At 59.8% G+C, this 19,103-nt stretch carries 17 protein-coding genes; 5 read left to right on the top strand and 12 right to left on the bottom strand.

The features are described 5' to 3' along the window. Position 1: 1 nt before the first annotated feature. The 3 genes from glpA to glpC are packed head-to-tail and all read left to right on the top strand — an operon-like array spanning position 2 to position 4,024. Positions 2-1,630, top strand: coding sequence for an anaerobic glycerol-3-phosphate dehydrogenase subunit A (gene glpA / locus ACWYRJ_RS01245; RefSeq protein ID WP_455507278.1), 1,629 nt, complete (start codon positions 2-4; stop codon positions 1,628-1,630). Then, the gene (gene glpB / locus ACWYRJ_RS01240) at positions 1,620-2,837 is read left to right on the top strand and encodes a glycerol-3-phosphate dehydrogenase subunit GlpB (RefSeq protein WP_455507277.1); all 1,218 of its coding nucleotides are present in this window, start codon (positions 1,620-1,622) and stop codon (positions 2,835-2,837) included. The genes glpA and glpB overlap by 11 nt, the downstream gene beginning before the upstream one ends. After that, entirely contained in the window at positions 2,834-4,024 is a 1,191-nt protein-coding gene (gene glpC, locus ACWYRJ_RS01235; RefSeq protein ID WP_455507276.1) for an anaerobic glycerol-3-phosphate dehydrogenase subunit GlpC, read from the top strand. Before glpB ends, glpC begins: the two co-directional genes overlap by 4 nt. Before the next feature lie 33 nt (positions 4,025-4,057). Here the strand turns inward: glpC and ACWYRJ_RS01230 are convergent, their stop codons facing one another. The 10 genes from ACWYRJ_RS01230 to ACWYRJ_RS01185 form a co-directional block, all read right to left on the bottom strand. Beyond that, positions 4,058-5,257: a nicotinamide mononucleotide deamidase-related protein YfaY gene (locus ACWYRJ_RS01230; protein WP_111965283.1), complete on the bottom strand. Its 1,200-nt coding sequence runs from the start codon at positions 5,255-5,257 to the stop codon at positions 4,058-4,060. Positions 5,258-5,350: 93 nt separating this feature from the next. Continuing rightward, positions 5,351-5,890, bottom strand: coding sequence for a YfaZ family outer membrane protein (locus ACWYRJ_RS01225; RefSeq protein ID WP_111965282.1), 540 nt, complete (start codon positions 5,888-5,890; stop codon positions 5,351-5,353). A 124-nt stretch (positions 5,891-6,014) separates the two neighbouring features. Then, complete coding sequence (gene menE / locus ACWYRJ_RS01220; RefSeq protein WP_455507275.1) at positions 6,015-7,376, bottom strand: o-succinylbenzoate--CoA ligase; 1,362 nt, start codon at positions 7,374-7,376, stop codon at positions 6,015-6,017. Beyond that, on the bottom strand, positions 7,373-8,338 hold the full coding sequence (gene menC, locus ACWYRJ_RS01215) for an o-succinylbenzoate synthase (RefSeq protein ID WP_455507274.1): 966 nt from the start codon (positions 8,336-8,338) through the stop codon (positions 7,373-7,375). Before menC ends, menE begins: the two co-directional genes overlap by 4 nt. Then, positions 8,338-9,195, bottom strand: a complete 858-nt coding sequence (menB, locus tag ACWYRJ_RS01210) for a 1,4-dihydroxy-2-naphthoyl-CoA synthase (RefSeq protein ID WP_045402731.1) — start codon at positions 9,193-9,195, stop codon at positions 8,338-8,340. Before menB ends, menC begins: the two co-directional genes overlap by 1 nt. After that, positions 9,192-9,968 carry a 2-succinyl-6-hydroxy-2,4-cyclohexadiene-1-carboxylate synthase gene (gene menH, locus ACWYRJ_RS01205; RefSeq protein ID WP_455507273.1) on the bottom strand — a complete coding sequence of 259 codons (777 nt, stop codon included), beginning with the start codon at positions 9,966-9,968 and terminating at the stop codon, positions 9,192-9,194. The genes menB and menH overlap by 4 nt, the downstream gene beginning before the upstream one ends. Next, positions 9,965-11,635, bottom strand: a complete 1,671-nt coding sequence (gene menD / locus ACWYRJ_RS01200; RefSeq protein WP_455507272.1) for a 2-succinyl-5-enolpyruvyl-6-hydroxy-3-cyclohexene-1-carboxylic-acid synthase — start codon at positions 11,633-11,635, stop codon at positions 9,965-9,967. Before menD ends, menH begins: the two co-directional genes overlap by 4 nt. An 88-nt stretch (positions 11,636-11,723) precedes the next feature. Then, positions 11,724-13,019 carry an isochorismate synthase MenF gene (gene menF / locus ACWYRJ_RS01195; protein WP_455507271.1) on the bottom strand — a complete coding sequence of 432 codons (1,296 nt, stop codon included), beginning with the start codon at positions 13,017-13,019 and terminating at the stop codon, positions 11,724-11,726. A gap of 86 nt (positions 13,020-13,105) precedes the next feature. After that, entirely contained in the window at positions 13,106-13,411 is a 306-nt protein-coding gene (gene elaB, locus ACWYRJ_RS01190; RefSeq protein ID WP_008500219.1) for a stress response protein ElaB, read from the bottom strand. 53 nt (positions 13,412-13,464) lie between these two features. After that, complete coding sequence (locus ACWYRJ_RS01185; RefSeq protein ID WP_455507270.1) at positions 13,465-13,926, bottom strand: GNAT family N-acetyltransferase; 462 nt, start codon at positions 13,924-13,926, stop codon at positions 13,465-13,467. 71 nt (positions 13,927-13,997) lie between these two features. Between ACWYRJ_RS01185 and rbn the strand changes: the two genes are divergently transcribed. Then, positions 13,998-14,915, top strand: coding sequence for a ribonuclease BN (rbn, locus tag ACWYRJ_RS01180; RefSeq protein WP_455507269.1), 918 nt, complete (start codon positions 13,998-14,000; stop codon positions 14,913-14,915). A gap of 64 nt (positions 14,916-14,979) precedes the next feature. Further along, positions 14,980-15,984, top strand: a complete 1,005-nt coding sequence (locus ACWYRJ_RS01175) for a chemotaxis protein (RefSeq protein WP_023312530.1) — start codon at positions 14,980-14,982, stop codon at positions 15,982-15,984. Between the two features lie 92 nt (positions 15,985-16,076). Here ACWYRJ_RS01175 and nuoN read toward each other — a convergent pair whose 3' ends face one another. After that, on the bottom strand, positions 16,077-17,534 hold the full coding sequence (gene nuoN / locus ACWYRJ_RS01170) for an NADH-quinone oxidoreductase subunit NuoN (RefSeq protein ID WP_023312531.1): 1,458 nt from the start codon (positions 17,532-17,534) through the stop codon (positions 16,077-16,079). Positions 17,535-17,540: 6 nt separating this feature from the next. Continuing rightward, the gene (nuoM, locus tag ACWYRJ_RS01165) at positions 17,541-19,070 is read right to left on the bottom strand and encodes an NADH-quinone oxidoreductase subunit M (protein WP_023312532.1); all 1,530 of its coding nucleotides are present in this window, start codon (positions 19,068-19,070) and stop codon (positions 17,541-17,543) included. Positions 19,071-19,103: the final 33 nt, after the last annotated feature.

Below are 19,103 nucleotides of genomic sequence, written 5' to 3'. Positions count from 1 at the left end.
AATGACCAGTCACGATCCTCGTTATAGTGATGTGATAATCATTGGTGGTGGCGCAACCGGCGCCGGGATCGCGCGCGATTGCGCCCTTCGCGGCTTAAGCGTCACGCTTCTGGAACGCCATGATATCGCCACGGGCGCAACCGGACGTAACCACGGCCTGCTGCACAGCGGCGCCCGGTATGCGGTCACCGACGCTGAATCCGCGCGCGAATGTATTGCTGAAAACCAGATCCTCAAGCGTATCGCCCGCCACTGCATTGAGCCGACTGACGGCCTGTTTATCACTCTTCCCGAAGATGACCTCACCTTTCAGGACACCTTTATTACCGCCTGCTGTGCAGCGGGCATTCAGGCTGAGGCCATGGATCCGGTTCTGGCGCGGCGGCTGGAACCGTCGGTTAACCCGGCGCTTATCGGCGCGGTTAAAGTGCCTGACGGCACCGTTGACCCCTTCCGCCTGACTGCCGCCAACATGCTGGACGCCCGCGAACATGGCGCTCACATCCTGACCGGACACGAAGTGACCGGGCTTATCCGCGAGGGAAACCGCATCTGCGGCGTACGGATTGTTGATACGCAATATAACGAACACAGCGAACTGTATGCCGCCGTGGTGGTCAACGCGGCGGGGATCTGGGGGCAGCGCATCGCGGAATACGCGGACCTGTCGGTGCGCATGTTCCCGGCGAAAGGCTCGCTGCTGATCCTCGACCACCGCATCAATAACCACGTAATTAACCGCTGCCGCAAACCGTCAGATGCCGATATTCTGGTGCCGGGCGACACCATCTCATTAATCGGTACGACCTCAACCCACGTGGACTATAGCGAGATTGACTACAACCGCGTGACCGCTAAAGAGGTCGACATCCTGCTGCGCGAAGGGGAAAAACTGGCCCCGGTGATGGCGCAGACGCGTATTCTGCGCGCCTACGCAGGCGTGCGTCCGCTGGTCGCCAGCGATAACGATCCGAGCGGGCGTAACGTCAGCCGAGGCATTGTGCTGCTCGATCACGCCGAGCGTGACGGGCTGGATGGGTTTATCACCATCACCGGCGGCAAGCTGATGACCTACCGCCTGATGGCCGAGTGGGCGACCGATGCCGTCTGCCGCAAGCTGGGCAATACCGAACGGTGCGTGACGGCAGAACAACCCCTGCCCGGCTCGCGTCAGTCCACCGAAAAAACGCTGCAAAAAATCATCTCCCTGCCCGCGCCGCTGCGCGGATCCGCTATTTACCGCCACGGCGACAGAACGCCGCAGTGGCTCGGTGAAGGGCGCCTGAGCCGCAGCCTGGTGTGCGAGTGCGAAGCCGTCACCGCCGGTGAGGTGCAGTACGCGGTGGAAAGTCTGACGGTTAACAGCCTGCTCGATCTTCGCCGCCGCACCCGCGTCGGAATGGGGACCTGTCAGGGCGAGCTGTGCGCCTGTCGTGCCGTTGGACTGCTGCAGCGCTTTCATACCACCACCGCCACCCAGTCGCTCGATCAGCTCAGCGCGTTTTTAAACGAGCGCTGGAAAGGCATTCAGCCTGTCGCCTGGGGCGATGCCCTGCGCGAAAGCGAATTTACCCGCTGGGTCTACCAGGGGCTTTGCGGTCTTGAGAAGGAGCAACGCGATGAAATTTGATACCGTAATCGTCGGCGGCGGGCTGGCAGGCCTGCTCTGCGGCATCAGGCTCACCAGGCAGGGGCTGCGCTGCGCCATTATCACACGGGGCCAGAGCGCCCTGCACTTCTCGTCGGGCTCGCTGGATCTGGTGGACGAAACGTACCGCGATAAGCTGCCGCCGGAGCACCCCTATCACCTGATTGGCGCGCACAACGTTGACCGCTTTGCGCTGGAAACGGAAGCGCTGCTGGCGGACTGCGGCGCGCGTCTGAAGGGGAGCGCCCGGCTCAATCACCAGCGCGTCACGCCGCTCGGTACCTTACGCTCTGCCTGGCTCAGCCCGGAGGAGGTGCCCGTTGCCCCCTTCAATGCCGCGCGCGTTCGGGTCGTGGGTATTAGCGGTTTTCTGGATTTTCAGCCCCATCTTGCGGCGGCGTCGCTCTGTCGCCTTGGGGTTAACGCCGAAACGGCAGAGATAGAGCTACCTGAGCTTGATGTCCTGCGCGATAACCCGAGCGAGTTTCGCGCGGTGAATATAGCCCGTTTTCTGGATAACGAGGACAAATGGCCGCTGCTGTATGACGCGCTCAGACCCCTCAGCGAAAGCTGTGACGCCCTGCTGATGCCCGCCTGCTTTGGCTTACGCGACAACCGGCTCTGGCGCTGGCTCTCGGATCGTCTGCCGTGCTCGCTCGGCCTGCTGCCAACGCTGCCTCCGTCCGTACCCGGCATTCGTCTGCATACCCAGCTCCAGCGCCAGTTTGTCGCGCAGGGCGGCGTGTGGATGGCGGGTGATGAGGTGAAAAAAATCACTCTGACCGGCGGCGCGGTGAGCGAAATCTGGACGCGCAACCACGACGATATTCCGCTTCGTGCGCGCTATACGGTGCTGGCAAGCGGTAGCTTCTTCAGCAACGGGCTGCTGAGCAGCCGGGAGGGTATCCGGGAAGCTATTATGGGACTGGATGTTCGCCAGCATGCCTCCCGCGCGGACTGGTATCAAAGTGATTTCTTCTCGCCGCAGCCCTGGCAGCAGTTCGGCGTGATTGTCGATAACCGGTTACACCCGCAGCTTGCCGGTAAACCCGTCAGTAATCTCTTTGCCATCGGCTCGCTGCTGGGCGGGTACGATCCTATTGCTCAGGGGTGCGGTGGCGGAGTCTGCGCCGTCACGGCGCTGTATGTGGCAGAGCAGATTAGCCAGCGCACGGAGGCTGAACAATGAACGATACCCGTTTTGAAAGCTGCATCAAATGCACGGTGTGTACCACCGTCTGCCCGGTCAGCGGCGTGAACCCACGCTATCCCGGACCAAAGCAGGCCGGACCGGACGGCGAGCGTCTGCGGCTGAAGGACGGCAAGCTGTACGACGAGGCGCTAAAATACTGCATCAACTGCAAACGCTGCGAAGTCGCCTGCCCGTCTGATGTGAAAATTGGCGACATTATCCAGCGCGCCCGGGCACGCTACAGCGCGCAAAAGCCGTCGCTGCGTGACGCGATCCTGAGCCATACCGATCTGATGGGCAGCGTCTCTACGCCGTTTGCCCCGCTGGTGAATGCCGCGACCGCCCTCAAACCGGTGCGCCAGCTGCTGGATGCCACGCTGAAGATAGACCATCACCGCAGCCTGCCGAAATATTCTCACGGTACGTTCCGCCGCTGGTATAAATCCGTCGCGGCGAAACAGGCGCAGTACGCCGAGCAGGTGGCCTTTTTCCACGGCTGCTACGTGAATTACAACCACCCGCAGCTGGGTAAAGACCTGCTGAAGGTGCTGAACGCCATGGGAACGGGCGTTCAGCTACTGAATAAAGAGAAGTGCTGCGGCGTACCGCTGATCGCCAACGGGTTTACCGATAAAGCGCGCAGGCAGGCTCAGAGCAATGTCACGTCACTGCGCGAAGCGATTGTTGATAAAGGTATTCCGGTGCTGGCGACCTCGTCCACCTGTACCTTTACCCTGCGCGATGAGTACCCGCATCTGCTGGACGTGGACAACACCGGACTGCGCGAGCACATCGAGCTGGCGACACGTTTCCTGTGGCGCAAGCTGGATAGCGGGCAGACGTTGCCGCTGAGGGAATTACCCCTGAAGGTGGTGTATCACACACCTTGTCATATGGAGAAGATGGGCTGGTCGCTCTATACGCTGGAGCTGCTGCGGTTAATCCCGGGGCTGGAGCTGACGGTGCTGGACTCGCGCTGCTGCGGGATTGCGGGAACCTACGGCTTTAAGCGTGAAAACTACGAAACGTCGCAGGCGATTGGTGCCCCGCTGTTTCGTCAGATTGAGGAGAGCGGCGCGGATATTGTGGTGACGGACTGCGAAACCTGCAAATGGCAGATTGAGATGTCCACCAGCAAGCGCTGCGAACATCCGATTACGCTGCTGGCAAAGGCGCTCGGCTGAACATGGCCGGGGCGAAAGGCCCCGGCACAGGCGTTACTCCACGAACAGCGACTCAACCACGTTAATCCAGCCGTGCTCGCTGGCCACCTCTTTGCCATTCAGCCATCGGCGCAGCATGTTCAGCGCCATCATGGCGCACACCTCCTGACGCACCGCCAGGCTGTGGCGGGTAATGCTCATTTTTACCCGCAGGGCGTGGGTGCCCTCGGGCGTCGCCAGCGCGAAGTTGAGATGTTCTTCATCAAGCCCGCCGACAAACAGCGCCAGACCGGCAAAATGCTTCACCCTTCTCTCGGACGCCCAGCGGGCGGTCTGCGCCAGGGTCTCCTGCTGGAACGGCACAACTTCGCTGGCCAGCAGCGGCGCGTTGACGCGCGACAGCTGCAGCGCCAGCAGGCCACCGGTGAACTGCTCGCTTAAGGTCACGCTGAGCTGACGCGCCTGCAGATGCTTCGCAATCTGCGCGGGCAACCCTTCCGTACCTTCAAAGATCAGGCTTTCACCAGCCACGCGCTGCACCTCGGGCCACAACGCCAGCATCGCCTCTTTCTGCTCGGCCGGGCCTGTCAGCTTAAGTTCAATGATCGGCATGGAGGAGCGATAGCCCATGGACACGCCAGGCGGCAGCGGAAGGTGATCGAGGCTCTGGGCCAGATCGCTTTCCGAGCGGCCAAAGGTGGTCAGACGCAGGCACAGCGGCGGTTCCGGCAGGGTAAAACGCTGGCGAAGGCGCGGCAGGATCTGCTGCTCGACCATCACTTTAAATTCTGAGGGCACGCCCGGCGTGAAGAACATCAGGCAGCGGTTCAGCTGCATGGCAAATCCACACGCGGTACCCACCGGGTTATCGACCAGCTCGGCGCTGGCGGGAATTTCAGCCTGTTTGCGATTGCTGGGGGCCATGACGCGGCCACGTTCGGAGAAAAAGCGCTCCATCTGCGAGAGCCACGCCTCATGCAGCACCAGCCCTTCGCCTTTTGCGGTCGCGGCGGCCAGCGCGCTGAGATCGTCACTGGTAGGGCCGAGCCCACCGTTCACAATCAGCACGTCACAGTGCTCACTGCGTTCACGCAGAATAGCGACCAGTGACTCAAGATTGTCGCCCACCGTATTGCGGCGCGTTAACGGTAATCCTTGCTCAAAGAAAAGATCGGCAAGCCAGGCAGCATTGGTATCAATAATTTGTCCATGCAGCACTTCGTCGCCGGTGGATAACATCTCCACGTTAATCATTATGTTCTCCCGCTTATTTGGTCAAAACACTATAACGCAAACGCGGGGTGGATAAGAGAGAAACTGGCGCGACAGAATGCCGCGCCGGAGTGATTAAAAGCCTGCGCTGACGCCCACGTACGGGCCGTCGGCCAGCGCGTTGTCGCGGTTGCCGTCTTTACCGGCCAGGTTCAGATAGCGATAGCCTGCTTCGATGGTGATTGGACGCATAATGGTCCAGCGCGCGCCGGCGTTAGCCTCTTCATAGCTTTCGATACCGCTTGAGAGGGAGTCCGGCGAATAGTAGTACTCACCAAACAGGCCGAAGCTGTCGCCAATTTTCCACTGCAGGCCGCCGCCCACTGCCGCCGCGTACCCTTCGTCACCGTCATTTGGGTTGGTATAGATACCTTTACCACCGACGGTGGCCAGGAACGGGCCTAGAGGAACGTTGAGACCCAGGCCGAGGCTGGCCGCGTCGCCGTCATCATCGTTATGCGTCCAGCCGCCGGTCATCGCCAGACCCGAAGTCTCGGTACCCATGCCAAAGCCAAGGTGGGTATAATCCTGACCCGCCGATCCGTTAATGCTGATGGCGTTAGCCGCCGCAGATACAACCATCAGGCCTAAGCCCACTAATGCCACTTTTTTCATTGTCGTGATCCCGCACAATTATTATAAAGAAGTCCCAAAACCGCGAGATTTTAACCGGAGTATCCCGGGGATCAAGCACTCTGCGTGCGGCAGAACGGTAGATTGTAACTATTTGAAACGGCTATTATCCCTTCAGCGATGCGTTCACCCACTCCTGCAACGCGCGGCGCGAGACTTTAATGCCGCCATTTTTGAGTTCGGTCGGCAACAGCAGCCAGCGGACGGGTTGCTCAAAACGCGCCACCTTATCCCGCACCCAGTCAGGTAAACAGGTGATATCCGTTCCCGGCTCGCACTCCACTACCGCCACCGGACGTTGCCCAAACTCGGCGTCGTCCAGCGGAACGATAAACACCTGGTTAACCTGCGGGTGCGTGGCGATAACGCGCTCAAGGCTTTCCGGCTGAATCCCTTCTCCGCCGCTAAAAAAGAGGTTGTCCATGCGGCCGAGGATCGTCAGGCGGCCGTCATGCCATTCGCCGCTATCGCGTGTGGCGAACCATCCCTGGTCGTTGGTCAGCGGAATCAGTTCGCCATCCCGCCAGTAGCCTGAGGCCATGCTTTGCGCCCTGATCCAGACTTCCCCGTTAACCACCTGAACCTCTCTGCCCGGCAGCGCATAGCCCACGTCCGGCTCGCCGTCCGCCTCTTTCGCGCAGACGGTAGAGGCAAACTCGGTCAGGCCGTAGCCGCAGAAGGTGCGTATATCCTGTTCTCGCGCCTGTTCGGTCAATTCAACAGGGATGGCCGCCCCGCCCAGCAGCACCGCTTTCAGTGCAACATGCTGGTGTGCATTAAGCAGACGCCAGAGCTGGGTTGGCACCAGCGAGGCGTGGGTACAGCCGCACAGCGCCTCCGCCAGCGGCTGTTTCTCGCGCACGGTTAACCGCGCGCCGGCCTGCAGCCAGCGCCATAAAATCCCCTGGCCGGAAACGTGAAACAGCGGCAGCGAAAGCAGCCAGTCGTCGTCTTCACCGTAGGGGATCAGCGACAAAACGCCGCGCGCGCTGGCAAGATGGGCCTCGCAGGTATGGACCGCCGCTTTCGGCAGCCCGGTGGAGCCGGAGGTCAGCGTCATGGACGCCAGCCGCGCCGGTTGCCACGCAGCGCTATACGCATCGGTGGTCTCGCGCATGCACAGGGCAGGAAGAGCGTCGTAGCTGCCGTCCAGCACCAGCGCAAAGCGCAGCGTCATCTGCGGGAGCAGCACGTCCAGCAGCGGGCGCGGCAGCTGCGGATTCACGGGAAGAATACGCGCCCCGCACTGGAGCAGCGCCAGCCACGCCAGCAGGGTGTGCGGATGATTATGGGCCAGCAGCAGCACGCCGTCGCCCTCCTCCACGCCCTGACGGTGAAAGCCCGCCGCAAGGCGGTCAATGCGCGCGCACAGCTGTTGCCAGCTGAGCACCTCGTCGTTAAGACTCAGGGCCGGCTTATCGGCAAACTGCGCACACCAGTGCCGCCACGGCCAGTCGGTAAAACTCATTGCAGCGGCTCCAGCGCCGTAACGTCGAGGCACGGCAGCGCGCTGTCCGGCCACGGGCGGAGAAGCTGAGCCTGCATCAGGTTCAGCGTGTCGAGACCAGGGACCGTGTCAGGCGTTAACCAGGAGGCAATGCGCGCCAGCTGGGTTAGCCCAAGGCTGGACTCAATCGACGAGCTGATGACCGCTGTCAGCCCTAAGGCGTGCGCCGCCGCGACCTGCTCGCGCACTTTCGCCAGGCTGCCGGTCAGCGTTGGTTTAATCACCACCGCGCTGACGCCGGGTTCGGCGACAAATTCAAAATCGGCCTCGCGCAGGCTTTCATCCCAGGCGATGGCAATCCCCGTTTCGCGGGCAAACGCACGCGAATCCTCCCGCGTCTTGCACGGTTCTTCGAGGAAGGCAATGCGGCTGCGGTACGCCGGATTGACGTACTTCGCAAACTGCTGCGCCTTAAGCGGCGTCCAGGCGCGGTTGGCGTCCAGACGCAGATGAAGGTCGGGGATCGCTTCCAGCAGCAGGTTGGCGACCATGCCGTCGCGCACCGCCTCATAGAGCCCAACTTTGATTTTCGCGACCTTCTCGCCCGGCATAGCGGAGAGCAGCGCGAAGAGTTCGTCCGGATCGCCCGTGCAGAGCGGTGCCGGGCGGTAATTTCCCGCTTCCGGCAGGCTGCCGTCCAGCTCCGCGAGCGCGCAGCTGATACCAAAAGCTGCGGAAGGCACATCCGGCAATGCCGGATCCGCACCCTCGCGCCACGCGTCTGCCCACGCCAGCAATGCTGACTGCGCGTCTTCCAGCGACTCCATGCTAAAGCCCGGCAGCGGTGAAATCTCGCCCCAGCCTTCCTGCTCGTCCTGCTGCAGATGCACGAAGAAGCCGTCACGGGTTTTTAACCGCCGTTCACGCAGCACCACGCCCGCGTCCATTGGTATCTGCCAGCGGTAAACCTGCGCGCGACGCATTACGGGTTCCGTTTGTATTTGCTGAAGTCCGGCTGGCGTTTTTCGTTAAACGCGTTGCGCCCTTCCTGACCCTCTTCGGTCATGTAGAACAGCATGGTGGCGTTGCCCGCCAGCTCCTGCAGACCCGCCTGACCGTCACAGTCGGCGTTAAGTGCCGCTTTCAGGCAGCGCAGCGCCATCGGGCTGTTTTGCAGCATTTCACGGCACCAGCGCACGGTCTCTTTTTCGAGATCGGCAAGCGGCACCACGGTGTTCACCAGGCCCATATCCAGCGCTTCCTGCGCGTTGTACTGACGGCACAGGAACCAGATTTCGCGGGCCTTTTTCTGCCCGACGATGCGCGCCATGTAGGAGGCACCCCAGCCGCCGTCGAAGGATCCCACTTTCGGGCCCGTCTGGCCGAAGATGGCGTTCTCGGCGGCAATAGTCAGGTCACACATCATGTGCAGCACGTGGCCGCCGCCGATGGAGTAGCCCGCCACCATCGCCACCACCGGTTTTGGACAGGTGCGGATCTGACGCTGGAAATCGAGGACGTTCAGGTGGTGCGTACCCGCGTCGTCCTGGTATCCGCCGTAGTCACCGCGCACTTTCTGATCGCCGCCGGAGCAAAACGCTTTATCGCCTTCGCCGGTCAGGACAATCACGCCGATGTTATCGTCGTAGCGCGCATCCGCCAGGGCCTGAATCATCTCTTTCACGGTCAGCGGACGGAAGGCATTACGCACCTGCGGACGGTTAATGGTGATTTTAGCAATGCCGTCGGTGGATTTGTGGTAACGAATGTCGGTGTAGCCTTCGGAGCAGTCTTGCCATTCAACCGGTGCATAGAGCATGTTTTCATCAGGGTAGATCATAGAGTGTCCTTTATGCGAAGACGCAGTATCTGAGCCAGACTCGCGGTAACCGCATCGGGATTTTCCCGGTGGGCGTTGTGTCCGGCGTTGGGAATTGCATGGAGAACAGCGTTCAGCTCGGCGGCCAGGGCCGCAAACTTCTCATCACGTTCGCCAAAGAGATAATCAAAAGTGAAATCGCGTGCGCTAAGCGCGACACGCAAATCGGGCTGCACGGCCAGCGACGTCGCCTCGAGCATCATCGCCAGCGTCGCGCCGCTGTTCTGGCTGCGCAGGGTAATCAGCGCATCGCGCTGGGCGTCCGTAAGGGAGGCGAAAACGGGCTGTTGGTACCAGTCAGCGAACACGTTCTCCAGCGGTTCGGTACGAAAACGCGTTGCCCAGCGGCGATCGGATGCCAGCCGAGCATTTCGCGCATCGGCATCCTGCAGGCCCGGATGCCCTCCCTCCACCACCACGCCCTGCAGCCCCTTCGGCTGCTGGCAGGCATGGAACATCGCAATGCGGCCGCCGAGGGAGTACCCGACAAGCCAGAATTTGAGTATGTTGTAACTAAGCAGGGTTCGGGTGAGCAACGCGCTCATCTCGTCAAACCCCTTCACACCCAGATTCCGGGATCCACCGTGCCCCGGCAGATCCAGATATAGCCTGGGATAATCGCTAAGTCCTTCACCGACCCTCTGCCACTCGTGACAGTCACCCGAAAAACCGTGCAAAAAGACCAGCCAGGGATAGCCTGGTTTTCCGGCCTGCAGCACGCCCGAGAGGATCACAGCTGGCTCACCTGCGCCAGCAGGCTTTGCAGGGCCTGCGCACCGTCAGCATCGTTCACCACAAGCTCAATCAGCGTCGCGCCCGGCTGTTTCCATGCGCTGTTTAACGCCGCGTCCAGCTGTTCCCAACTTTCCGGGCGATGGTATTTCAGGCTAAACATCGCCGCGGCGTGTTCGAACTGCACGTTCTGCGGCATCAGATAGAAACGCTCGCGCTCGCTCTGGGGCGTTGGCAGCAGGGAGAAAATCTGCCCACCGTTGTTGTTGACCACAATCAGCACAAACGGGGCTGACGCCTGACGCAGCAGCGCCAGCGCGTTGAGATCGTAGAGCGCGGAGAGATCGCCCACGATCGCCAGCGTCGATTTCGCGCTGGCGCGCTGCACGCCCGCCGCCGTGGAGATCAGCCCGTCGATGCCGCTGGCACCACGGTTGCTGTACACCGGGTAGCCCGCGGGCAGCTTCGAAAAAGCGTCAATCAGCCGCACGACCAGGCTGTTGCCGACAAACAGCTGCCCCTGCTCGGGCAGGTACTGGCGAATACGGTGCGCCAGCCCGGCTTCGCTAAACGCTTCACAGTGCGCTTTGGTTAGTTCCCACGCCTGGCGCGAAAGGTCCGGAATGGCCACCGCCCAGGGCTTGCGTTTTTCAGCGGGATGGAGCGCCAGCCAGGCGTCGATAGAGCTCACCAGACGACGGCCGCGGTGATGCGCCGGGTCAAGCCGCCCTTCCAGCGCGTCCACCAGCCAGTATTCGTCCGGTGTGCAGGTCGCCTGCCACTGCAGTAACCGTTTGCCGGTCAAGCTCGATCCAAGCTGGACCACAATCTGCGCCTGCGCCAGCTCGGTGACCGCTTTGGCATTACCCAGCCAGAGATCGGCGCACGGCAGCGGCTGACCGGTCTGGGAAAGCACGTCGCCTATCAGCGGCCAGCCCAGGGTTTGCGCCCATTCGGCAACCAGCTTGCCTTCAGAGGCGCTCATGCGCCCGGCGATAACCACGCCGCGCTTCTGCCGCCAGAAGAACCAGTCGCGCTGTTTCGCGCTCTCAAGGTGCGTCTGCTCGCGCAGCCACGGTTTTTCACTCTCCCACCAGTCGCCGAGGGTCTGCTGCCAGTCAAGACCCGTGTCGTCCACCTCACCGTACAGCGGCTCGGCAAACGGGCAGTTGATATGCAACGCTCCGCTACGCAACGTCTCCATGGCGTGATCGACGGTAGAGACCAGCCAGCTTGCCGGAATATCCTGGGTGGGACGGGGCAGCGAAATCGTCTGCGAAGGATGCGAAGAAAAGAGTCCCGGCTGGCGAATGGCCTGATTGGCGCCGCAGTCGATAAGCTCAGGGGGACGATCGGCCGTCAGCAGAATCAGTTTTTCACCGGTTAACCCGGCTTCAATCAGCGCCGGATAGAGGTTCGCCACGGCGGTACCGGAAGTGACAATCACCGCCACGGGTTCTTTGCTGACCTTCGCCAGACCCAGCGCAAGATGGCCGAGGCCGCGCTCATCAAAGTGGGTGTGGTGAATTAACGCCCGGTTTTCGGCGGCCGCCAGCGTCAGCGGCGTTGAGCGAGAACCCGGTGCAATACACACGTGCCTGACGCCGTGGCGCGTCAGGGCTTCAAGGATCACCGCCGCCCAGCGTCGGTTAAAAGAACTTACTGACATGAGATTGTCCGGTATCAAGAATGCGACACAGTATAAATAATAGAAAAAATTGGAATTTTGATATGAATCGGGATTGCGCGAATCTGTATTAATCCCTTAGGAGCAGAGAGCGCAATCCGGCGGCTTTGTTTTCAATCTCCTGCCACTCCTGCTCCGGGTCAGATCCGTTGACGATACCGGCGCCGGCGTAGAGCCGCAGGGAGTCCTCCTGAACGCGCGCGGAGCGCAGCGCCACGCAGAACTCACTCTGCTCGGGGGATAAATACCCGGCCGAACCGGCGTACCATTCGCGGTTAAAGGGTTCAACCTTCTGAATAAACTCGCGCGCAGGCTGTCGGGGTAATCCGGCAACGGCCGCGGTCGGCTGCAACATGAGCAGACACTGCTCGTCATCAGCCTGTTTAAGCTCGGTCCAGATACAGCGGCGCAAATGCTGCACTTTACGCAGGCGTACCACCTGGGGGGGCAGTACCTCGAGCGTCTGCGTAGAGTGCTGAAGACGCTGACAGATATCCTCCACAACCAGCATATTTTCACGCTGGTTTTTATCATCGTTCAGCAGCCACTCGCCGAGACGCTGCGCCTGGCTATCATCGCTATGGCTGGCGACGGTGCCCGCCAGCGCTTCCGTACGCAGCAGCTTGCCTCGCCGCCGCCACAGACGCTCGGGCGTAGAGCCGAGAAACGCGTTGCTGGCGTCGAAAATCATGCAGAAATGGTAGCAATGTAAATTCAGGGCCCGGCTGGCTGCCATCAGCGCGACGGGGTTTACGCGCTGCGTGAACTGGATATCGGTTGCCCGGGCGAGAACCACTTTTTCAAATTCACCGCACGCAATGGTCTCTGTCGCCCTGCGGATAAGCGTCAGCCATTCGGCCTGCTGCGGCAGATGGGTTTCGTGCTCTATCTGAACGGACAGCGGGCGGATAGGCCTTGCAGGACGGAGCTGCTGTAAAAAACCCAGCGCGGCGCGGGCATCTTCCTGAAGAGAATAATTGCTCCACAACTGCAGGCGCAGCGTAGCGTTGCCGGCGATACGTCGCCAGAGCAGCCGGGGTAAAAAGAGGCTCCCCTGCTCCGGATTAAAGGCGTTCAGACCGCAGATACGGGTATCTTGTGCCGCATTTTGCTCGCGCAAAAACTGCGTGGCTAACGCCAGAGAGGAAAATTGGGTAACCGCCCCCAGCGCAGCCAGCTCTTCATCGCCGTTACGCTGTTGCCAGTAAAACTGCGGATAGCACTGCTGAGCCCCAAGCCAGGCGAGAGGGTCGAAGGCGTCGTTTAACGGGAAAGAGACGTCGAAATGACGTAAGCCGGGTGTTGCGGGTAACGCTTGCGAAAGCTGGGTACGCAATTGCTCCAGCGCGAGGAAAATCGAATTCACGCGAACCTCTCCCTGTTAAAACCTCGTATTATACGGGGTACTGACGATAAATAGCAGTACCCACGTATAGGGAGTGGTTAAGCGGTTTAGCGACGGGCCAGCAGCAGCCCCAGTACCAGCCCTACGGCAGCCCCCACGCCAATACCCTGCCACGGTTTTTCATGCACGTAATCATCGGCACGATACACCGCTTTTTTTGCGCGGTAGTAGTAGGTATCAGACGCATGGCTGACGCGGTTTTTCACTTCATGCAGCGCCTGTTCGGCACGGGCTTTTAGCTCAATATATTTCTGATCGGCAGGGTCGCCCGAGGAACGTAACACCTCTTCCAGCGTTTCGCTCAGTAAGGCCAGGTCGTCGTCGATACGGGTATCCCAGGATTGAAATGACATATTTTTCTCCATGTTAGTACACCAGTCCGCTAACTATAGCCAACGACTCGCTATTACGCCTGCTTCGCTTCTTGCGCCATGCCGACGTGGGGAATGCCATCTTCATCGTACACATCGGTGACCGGCACGAAACCAAAGTGGCCATAGAAGGACTGCAGGTGTGCCTGCGCGCCCAGGTATAACGCCTTGTCAGGCCACTGTTTCCGGCACGCCTCCAGCGTTTTTTCCATCAGCTGATAGCCCAGCTTTTCGCCGCGCGCTTTGCCGCTGATGATGACGCGGCCAATGACGACAGGCTCAAAATCGTCTTCGCTTTTCAGAATCCTCGCATACCCCACCAGCTCGTTATTCCGCCAGCCGAGTATATGGCGGTTCTCGCCAACGAGATCGTCGCCGTCGACGTCCTGATACGGGCAGGTCTGTTCAACCACAAAAACTTCGCAGCGCAGTTTCAGCAGGGCGTAAAGTGAATGAACGGTGAGTTCGCTATGATGTAAATCTTGCCACTGGATCATGTCAGTCTCCTTCCTGGGGTTCATCACGTTATACTAAACCCCTCCCCGTTCGGCAAAGGGCTGATTACGTTATGGAACTGATTTTTCTGGGTACGTCCGCTGGCGTGCCAACCCGCTCACGAAACGTGACGGCGATCCTGCTGGATCTTAAGCATCCCACCCGCGGCGGGCTGTGGCTGTTTGACTGCGGTGAAGGGACGCAGCATCAGCTGTTACACACCGCTTACCACCCCGGCAAGCTGGATAAAATTTTTATCACCCATCTGCATGGCGACCACCTGTTTGGCCTTCCCGGCCTGCTGTGCAGCCGCTCGATGGCCGGTAACGCCAGCCCGCTGACGATTTACGGGCCTGCGGGTATTCGTGAATTTGTTGAAACCACGCTGCGCCTTAGCGGGTCATGGACGGATTATCCGCTGGAGGTCGTTGAAATTAGCGAAGGCCTGGTTTTCGATGACGACGATTATAAGGTGAGCGCTCAGCCGCTCAGTCATCCTGTCGAGTGCTATGGATACCGCATTGACGCGCATGACAAACCCGGCGCGCTGGACGCCGCCGCGCTGATGGCCGATGGCGTAAAACCCGGACCGCTGTTCCAGCGCCTGAAGCACGGTGAGGCCGTCACGCTGGAGGATGGGCGCGTCATCAACGGCCAGGATTATCTCGCCGCACCGCAGCCCGGCAAAAAGCTGGCGATATTTGGCGACACGGCCCCGTGCCAGGCAGCGCTTCAGCTTGCCCAGGGCGTGGATGTGATGGTGCATGAAGCAACGCTTGAAACAGCGATGGAAGAAAAAGCCAACGGCCGGGGCCATAGCTCTACGCGTCAGGCGGCGCAGCTTGCCCGTGACGCTGGCGTCGGGAGACTCATCGTCACCCATGTCAGCTCGCGCTACGACGCGCGGGGCTGTGAAAAGCTGCTGGCAGAGTGCCGCGCGCTGTTCCCGGAATGTGAGCTGGCCGAAGATTTCGCTCAGGTCAGCGTTTAGTCCTTCATTTTTCCCTCAGGATGCCGATAACGATTAAAAGGTCAGCATTTCTCTCGAGGGTAGAATGGATAATTTCCAGAAAGATATTGATGACAGGGCGAATCTGACCCTGTCGAACCGTTTTGAACTGTTGCTGTTCCGTCTTGGCACTTCTCTTAACGAAAATAAATCTGAGCTGTTTGGTATTAACGTCTTTAAGCTGCGTGAAATTGTGCCGATGCCGGAGTTCACGAAACCCGCCGGGATGAAATCACCGCTGATGGGAATGGTGAATATTCGCGATCAGGTGATCCCGGTGATCGACCTGGCCGCCGTGGCGGGCTGTAAGCCCACCACCGGGCTGAATATCCTGCTGATCACCGAATACGCGCGCAGCGTGCAGGCGTTTGCCGTGGAGTCGGTTGAGAACATCATGCGTCTGGACTGGAAGCAGGTGCACGCGGCGGAAACCGCCGTCAGCGGTCGCTACATCACCAGCATCGCCTGCCTGGATGAGAAAACGGATACCAACGATCTGGCGATGGTGCTGGACGTTGAGCAGATCCTGTACGACATCACTCCGGCCAATCACGATCTGCACGCCACGAATCTGAAGACCACCAAATTCCATATTAAGCCGGGCGCTGTCGCCATCGTTGCGGAAGATTCCAAGGTTGCGCGCTCGATGCTGGAGAAAGGTCTGCAGGCGATGGAGATCCCCGCGCAGCTGCATATCACCGGCAAAGATGCGTGGGAGAAAATTGGCGTACTGGCCGCTCAGGCGCAGGCTGAGGGAGTTCCCATCACCGATAAGATCGCGCTTGTGCTGACCGATCTTGAAATGCCGGAGATGGACGGCTTTACGCTGACGCGCAAAATCAAAACCGACCCGGTATTAAAGGACATTCCGGTGGTGATCCACTCTTCCCTTTCCGGTAACGCCAACGAAGATCATATTCGTAAGGTGAAGGCGGACGGTTACGTGGCGAAGTTTGAGCTGAACGAGCTGTCGTCGGTGATTGAGGAAGTGCTGGACCGCTCGATGAAGAAGATTGACGGGCCGCTTATAAGCAGGAAGCAGCTGGCTTAAGTTTGGTGCGGGCTGGTGCCCTCACCCCGTCCCTCTCCCACAGGGAGAGGGCAAAAACCTTAAAAAAAACCCGCCGAGGCGGGTTTTTTGTTTTACATCAGCGGCATCGCTCGCTGCACGATATCAATCAGCGGCTGCGGATAGATACCGAAGATCAGCACCAGCAGCGCCGAGATAAGCACTACGATACCACCGGCGCTGTACTGCCAGTTGGTTGGGGCATCACGGTTGAGCTGCTGAGGCGCACTCAGGTACAGGCTCACGGCCACGCGCAGGTAGTAGTAGAGACCAATCGCGGAACCGATCACCACGCCCGCGGTCAGCCACCACAGGTGCGCCTGCACACCGACGGCCAGCACGTAGAATTTACCGATAAAGCCAAGCGTCATCGGGATACCTGCCAGAGAGAGCATCATCACGGTCATCACCGCAGACAGGATCGGACGGTGCCAGAACAGGCCACGGTAGGAGAACAGTGAATCGGCATCCGGACCACGGTACGGGCTGGACATCAGGCTCACCACGCCGAAGGCGCCGAGACTGCTGAACAGGTAACCGGCCAGATACACGCCCACGGTTTCCATCGACATCTCGCCGCTCTGCAGCGCAATCAGCGCCACCATCAGGTAGCCCAGATGAGAAATAGACGAGTAGCCCAGCAGACGCTTGATGTTGGTCTGGCTCAGCGCCATCAGGTTACCGAAGATGATGGAGACGAACGCGATAATGCCCAGCACCACGCGAACCGCTTCGCTGTCACCTACCGGCGCGTACAGGAACAGACGCATGACCACACCGAAGATAGCGATTTTGCTCGCCGTCGCCAGGAAGGTCGACACCGGAGCCGGAGCGCCCTGGTATACGTCTGGCGTCCATAGGTGGAACGGCACCAGAGAGAGTTTGAAGCCAAGGCCAACAATCATCATGCCCAGACCCGCCAGCAGCAGCGGCTCATGCAGCATGCCGTCGCCGAGGCTCTTGCCGAGCGCCATGAAGGAGAGATTACCGGACTGTGCGTACAGCAGCGCAATACCAAACAGCAGGAACGAGGATGCAGCAGCAGACAGAATAGTGTACTTGATGCTTGCTTCCAGGGAGCGCTTCTGACGGAAGGCGTAACCAATCAGGCCGAACAGCGGCAGAGATATCAGCTCAATGCCGAGGAACAGCGCGGCCAGGTGGTTCGCATTCGCCAGCAGAATGCCGCCCAGCGCGGCAATCAGAACCAGCAGGTAAAACTCTTCTTTATTGTCGTTGTAGCCTTCGAGCCACGGGTACGCAAAGGTACAGGTTGCCAGGCTTGCCAGCAGCACCAGTCCGGTATACAGCATGGCGTAACCGTCAACGCGCATCAGCGGGGTGACGTCCATCGCCCCACCCTGACCAACAAACCAGAGAGAGACTAACGCGGCGTTCAGGCCGATGACCGACAGCGTGGCATTCAGGAAGTGATTGCGTCGCCACGCAATGGAGAGCATCACAACCACCACCGTCAATCCGACGATCAGCAGCGGTAGCAGCGCGATCAGTTGTTGTGGAGTTATTGTCATGGCGAATTACGGCCTTGTAGTAGAAGCAGAATTAACAAACCACTGCTGGATGTTACCCATCGCGCTGTGCGAGGTATCCAGAATTGGCTGCGGGAAGAAGCCCAGCAGCACCAGCAGTACGACCAGCAGCAGGATGATGAACAGCTCACGCAGCGACATCCCCGGCAGTTCTTGTGCAGCAATTTCGCTCTTCGCTTTACCGAAGTAAGCGCGGTGCAGCATCGCCAGCGAGTATACGGAAGCGAACACCAGACCAAACGTGGAGATCACGGTAATCACCGGTACCACTTTGAAGCTGCCGAACAGAATCATAAATTCGCCGACGAAGTTACCGGTACCCGGCATCCCCAGGGTAGCCACCGCGAAGAACATGGACAGCGCTGGCAGCCACTTAATTTTGCTCCACAGACCGCCCATCATACGCATATCGCGGGTATGCAGACGTTCGTACAGCTGACCGCACAGGATGAAGAGGCCGGCTGCAGACAGACCGTGCGCAATCATCTGGATCACCGCGCCCTGGTACGCCAGCTGGCTGCCGGTGTAGATAGCAATCAGCACGAAGCCCATGTGGGAAACGGAGGTGTAGGCAATCAGACGCTTGATGTCGTACTGCGTGAAGGCCATCCAGGCACCGTAGAAGATACCGATCACACCCAGCCACATGGCAATCGGTGCGAACTCTGCGGAGGCGTTCGGGAACAGCGGCAGAGCGAAACGCAGCAGACCGTAGGCCGCCGTTTTCAGCAAGATGCCCGCCAGGTCAACGGAACCCGCCGTTGGTGCCTGAGAGTGCGCGTCTGGCAGCCAGCCGTGCAGCGGAACGACCGGCATTTTCACCGCGAACGCGATGAAGAAGCCCAGCATCAGCAGATATTCAACGCCGTGCGACATTGGGGTCTTCAGCAGGTCTTCGTAGTTAAAGGTCCAGGTGCCGGTCGCGTTGTGGTGAACAAACACCAGCGCCAGAATGGCAATCAACATCACCAGACCACTCGCCTGGGTATAGATGAAGAACTTGGTTGCCGCCGTGATACGCGTTTTACCGTCGGACGCCTTGTGGCCCCACAGCGCGATCAGGAAGTACATCGGCACCAGCATCATCTCCCAGAAGAAGAAGAACAGGAACATGTCGATGGCAAGGAACACGCCGATTACGCCGCCCAGGATCCACATCAGGTTCAGGTGGAAGAAGCCCTGGTATTTTTCAATTTCTCGCCAGGAGCAGAGTACCGCCAGAACGCCGAGCAGACCGGTCAGCACCACCATCAGGAGAGACAGACCGTCAATCGCCAGGTGGATCGTAATGCCGAAACGCGGGATCCACGGCAGGATGAACTCAGACTGCCACTGCGGAATGCCCGCAGACTGGGTCAGTGAGTAACCGCCCTGCAACCACAGTTGCAGGCCAAGCGCGAGCGTCAATCCCATGGTGATCAGCGCGATCCAGCGCGGCATCTTCACGCCAAAGCGTTCAGTCTGCCAGCACAGGAAGCCGCCGATGAAGGGAATTAATATTAGCCAGGGTAGTAACATGGCGATTTACATTCCTTTTTAAGGCCCCCAGCA

It is taken from the genome of Enterobacter sp., from assembly GCF_977039595.1.
Note: the sequence above shows the minus strand (reverse complement) of the source record. Positions and strands in the feature narration are given on the sequence as shown.

Bases quoted from the DNA above. Each gene is read 5' to 3' on its own strand.
- glpC (WP_455507276.1), top strand. From the start codon at position 2,834: ATGAACGATACCCGTTTTGAAAGCTGCATCAAATGCACGGTGTGTACC.
- menD (WP_455507272.1), bottom strand. From the start codon at position 11,635: ATGTCAGTAAGTTCTTTTAACCGACGCTGGGCGGCGGTGATCCTTGAA.
- ACWYRJ_RS01185 (WP_455507270.1), bottom strand. From the start codon at position 13,926: ATGATCCAGTGGCAAGATTTACATCATAGCGAACTCACCGTTCATTCA.
- nuoN (WP_023312531.1), bottom strand. From the start codon at position 17,534: ATGACAATAACTCCACAACAACTGATCGCGCTGCTACCGCTGCTGATC.
- menC (WP_455507274.1), bottom strand. From the start codon at position 8,338: ATGCGTCGCGCGCAGGTTTACCGCTGGCAGATACCAATGGACGCGGGC.
- elaB (WP_008500219.1), bottom strand. From the start codon at position 13,411: ATGTCATTTCAATCCTGGGATACCCGTATCGACGACGACCTGGCCTTA.
- rbn (WP_455507269.1), top strand. From the start codon at position 13,998: ATGGAACTGATTTTTCTGGGTACGTCCGCTGGCGTGCCAACCCGCTCA.
- ACWYRJ_RS01175 (WP_023312530.1), top strand. From the start codon at position 14,980: ATGGATAATTTCCAGAAAGATATTGATGACAGGGCGAATCTGACCCTG.
- glpA (WP_455507278.1), top strand. From the start codon at position 2: ATGACCAGTCACGATCCTCGTTATAGTGATGTGATAATCATTGGTGGT.
- nuoM (WP_023312532.1), bottom strand. From the start codon at position 19,070: ATGTTACTACCCTGGCTAATATTAATTCCCTTCATCGGCGGCTTCCTG.
- menB (WP_045402731.1), bottom strand. From the start codon at position 9,195: ATGATCTACCCTGATGAAAACATGCTCTATGCACCGGTTGAATGGCAA.
- ACWYRJ_RS01230 (WP_111965283.1), bottom strand. From the start codon at position 5,257: ATGATTAACGTGGAGATGTTATCCACCGGCGACGAAGTGCTGCATGGA.
- menE (WP_455507275.1), bottom strand. From the start codon at position 7,376: ATGAGTTTTACCGACTGGCCGTGGCGGCACTGGTGTGCGCAGTTTGCC.
- ACWYRJ_RS01225 (WP_111965282.1), bottom strand. From the start codon at position 5,890: ATGAAAAAAGTGGCATTAGTGGGCTTAGGCCTGATGGTTGTATCTGCG.
- glpB (WP_455507277.1), top strand. From the start codon at position 1,620: ATGAAATTTGATACCGTAATCGTCGGCGGCGGGCTGGCAGGCCTGCTC.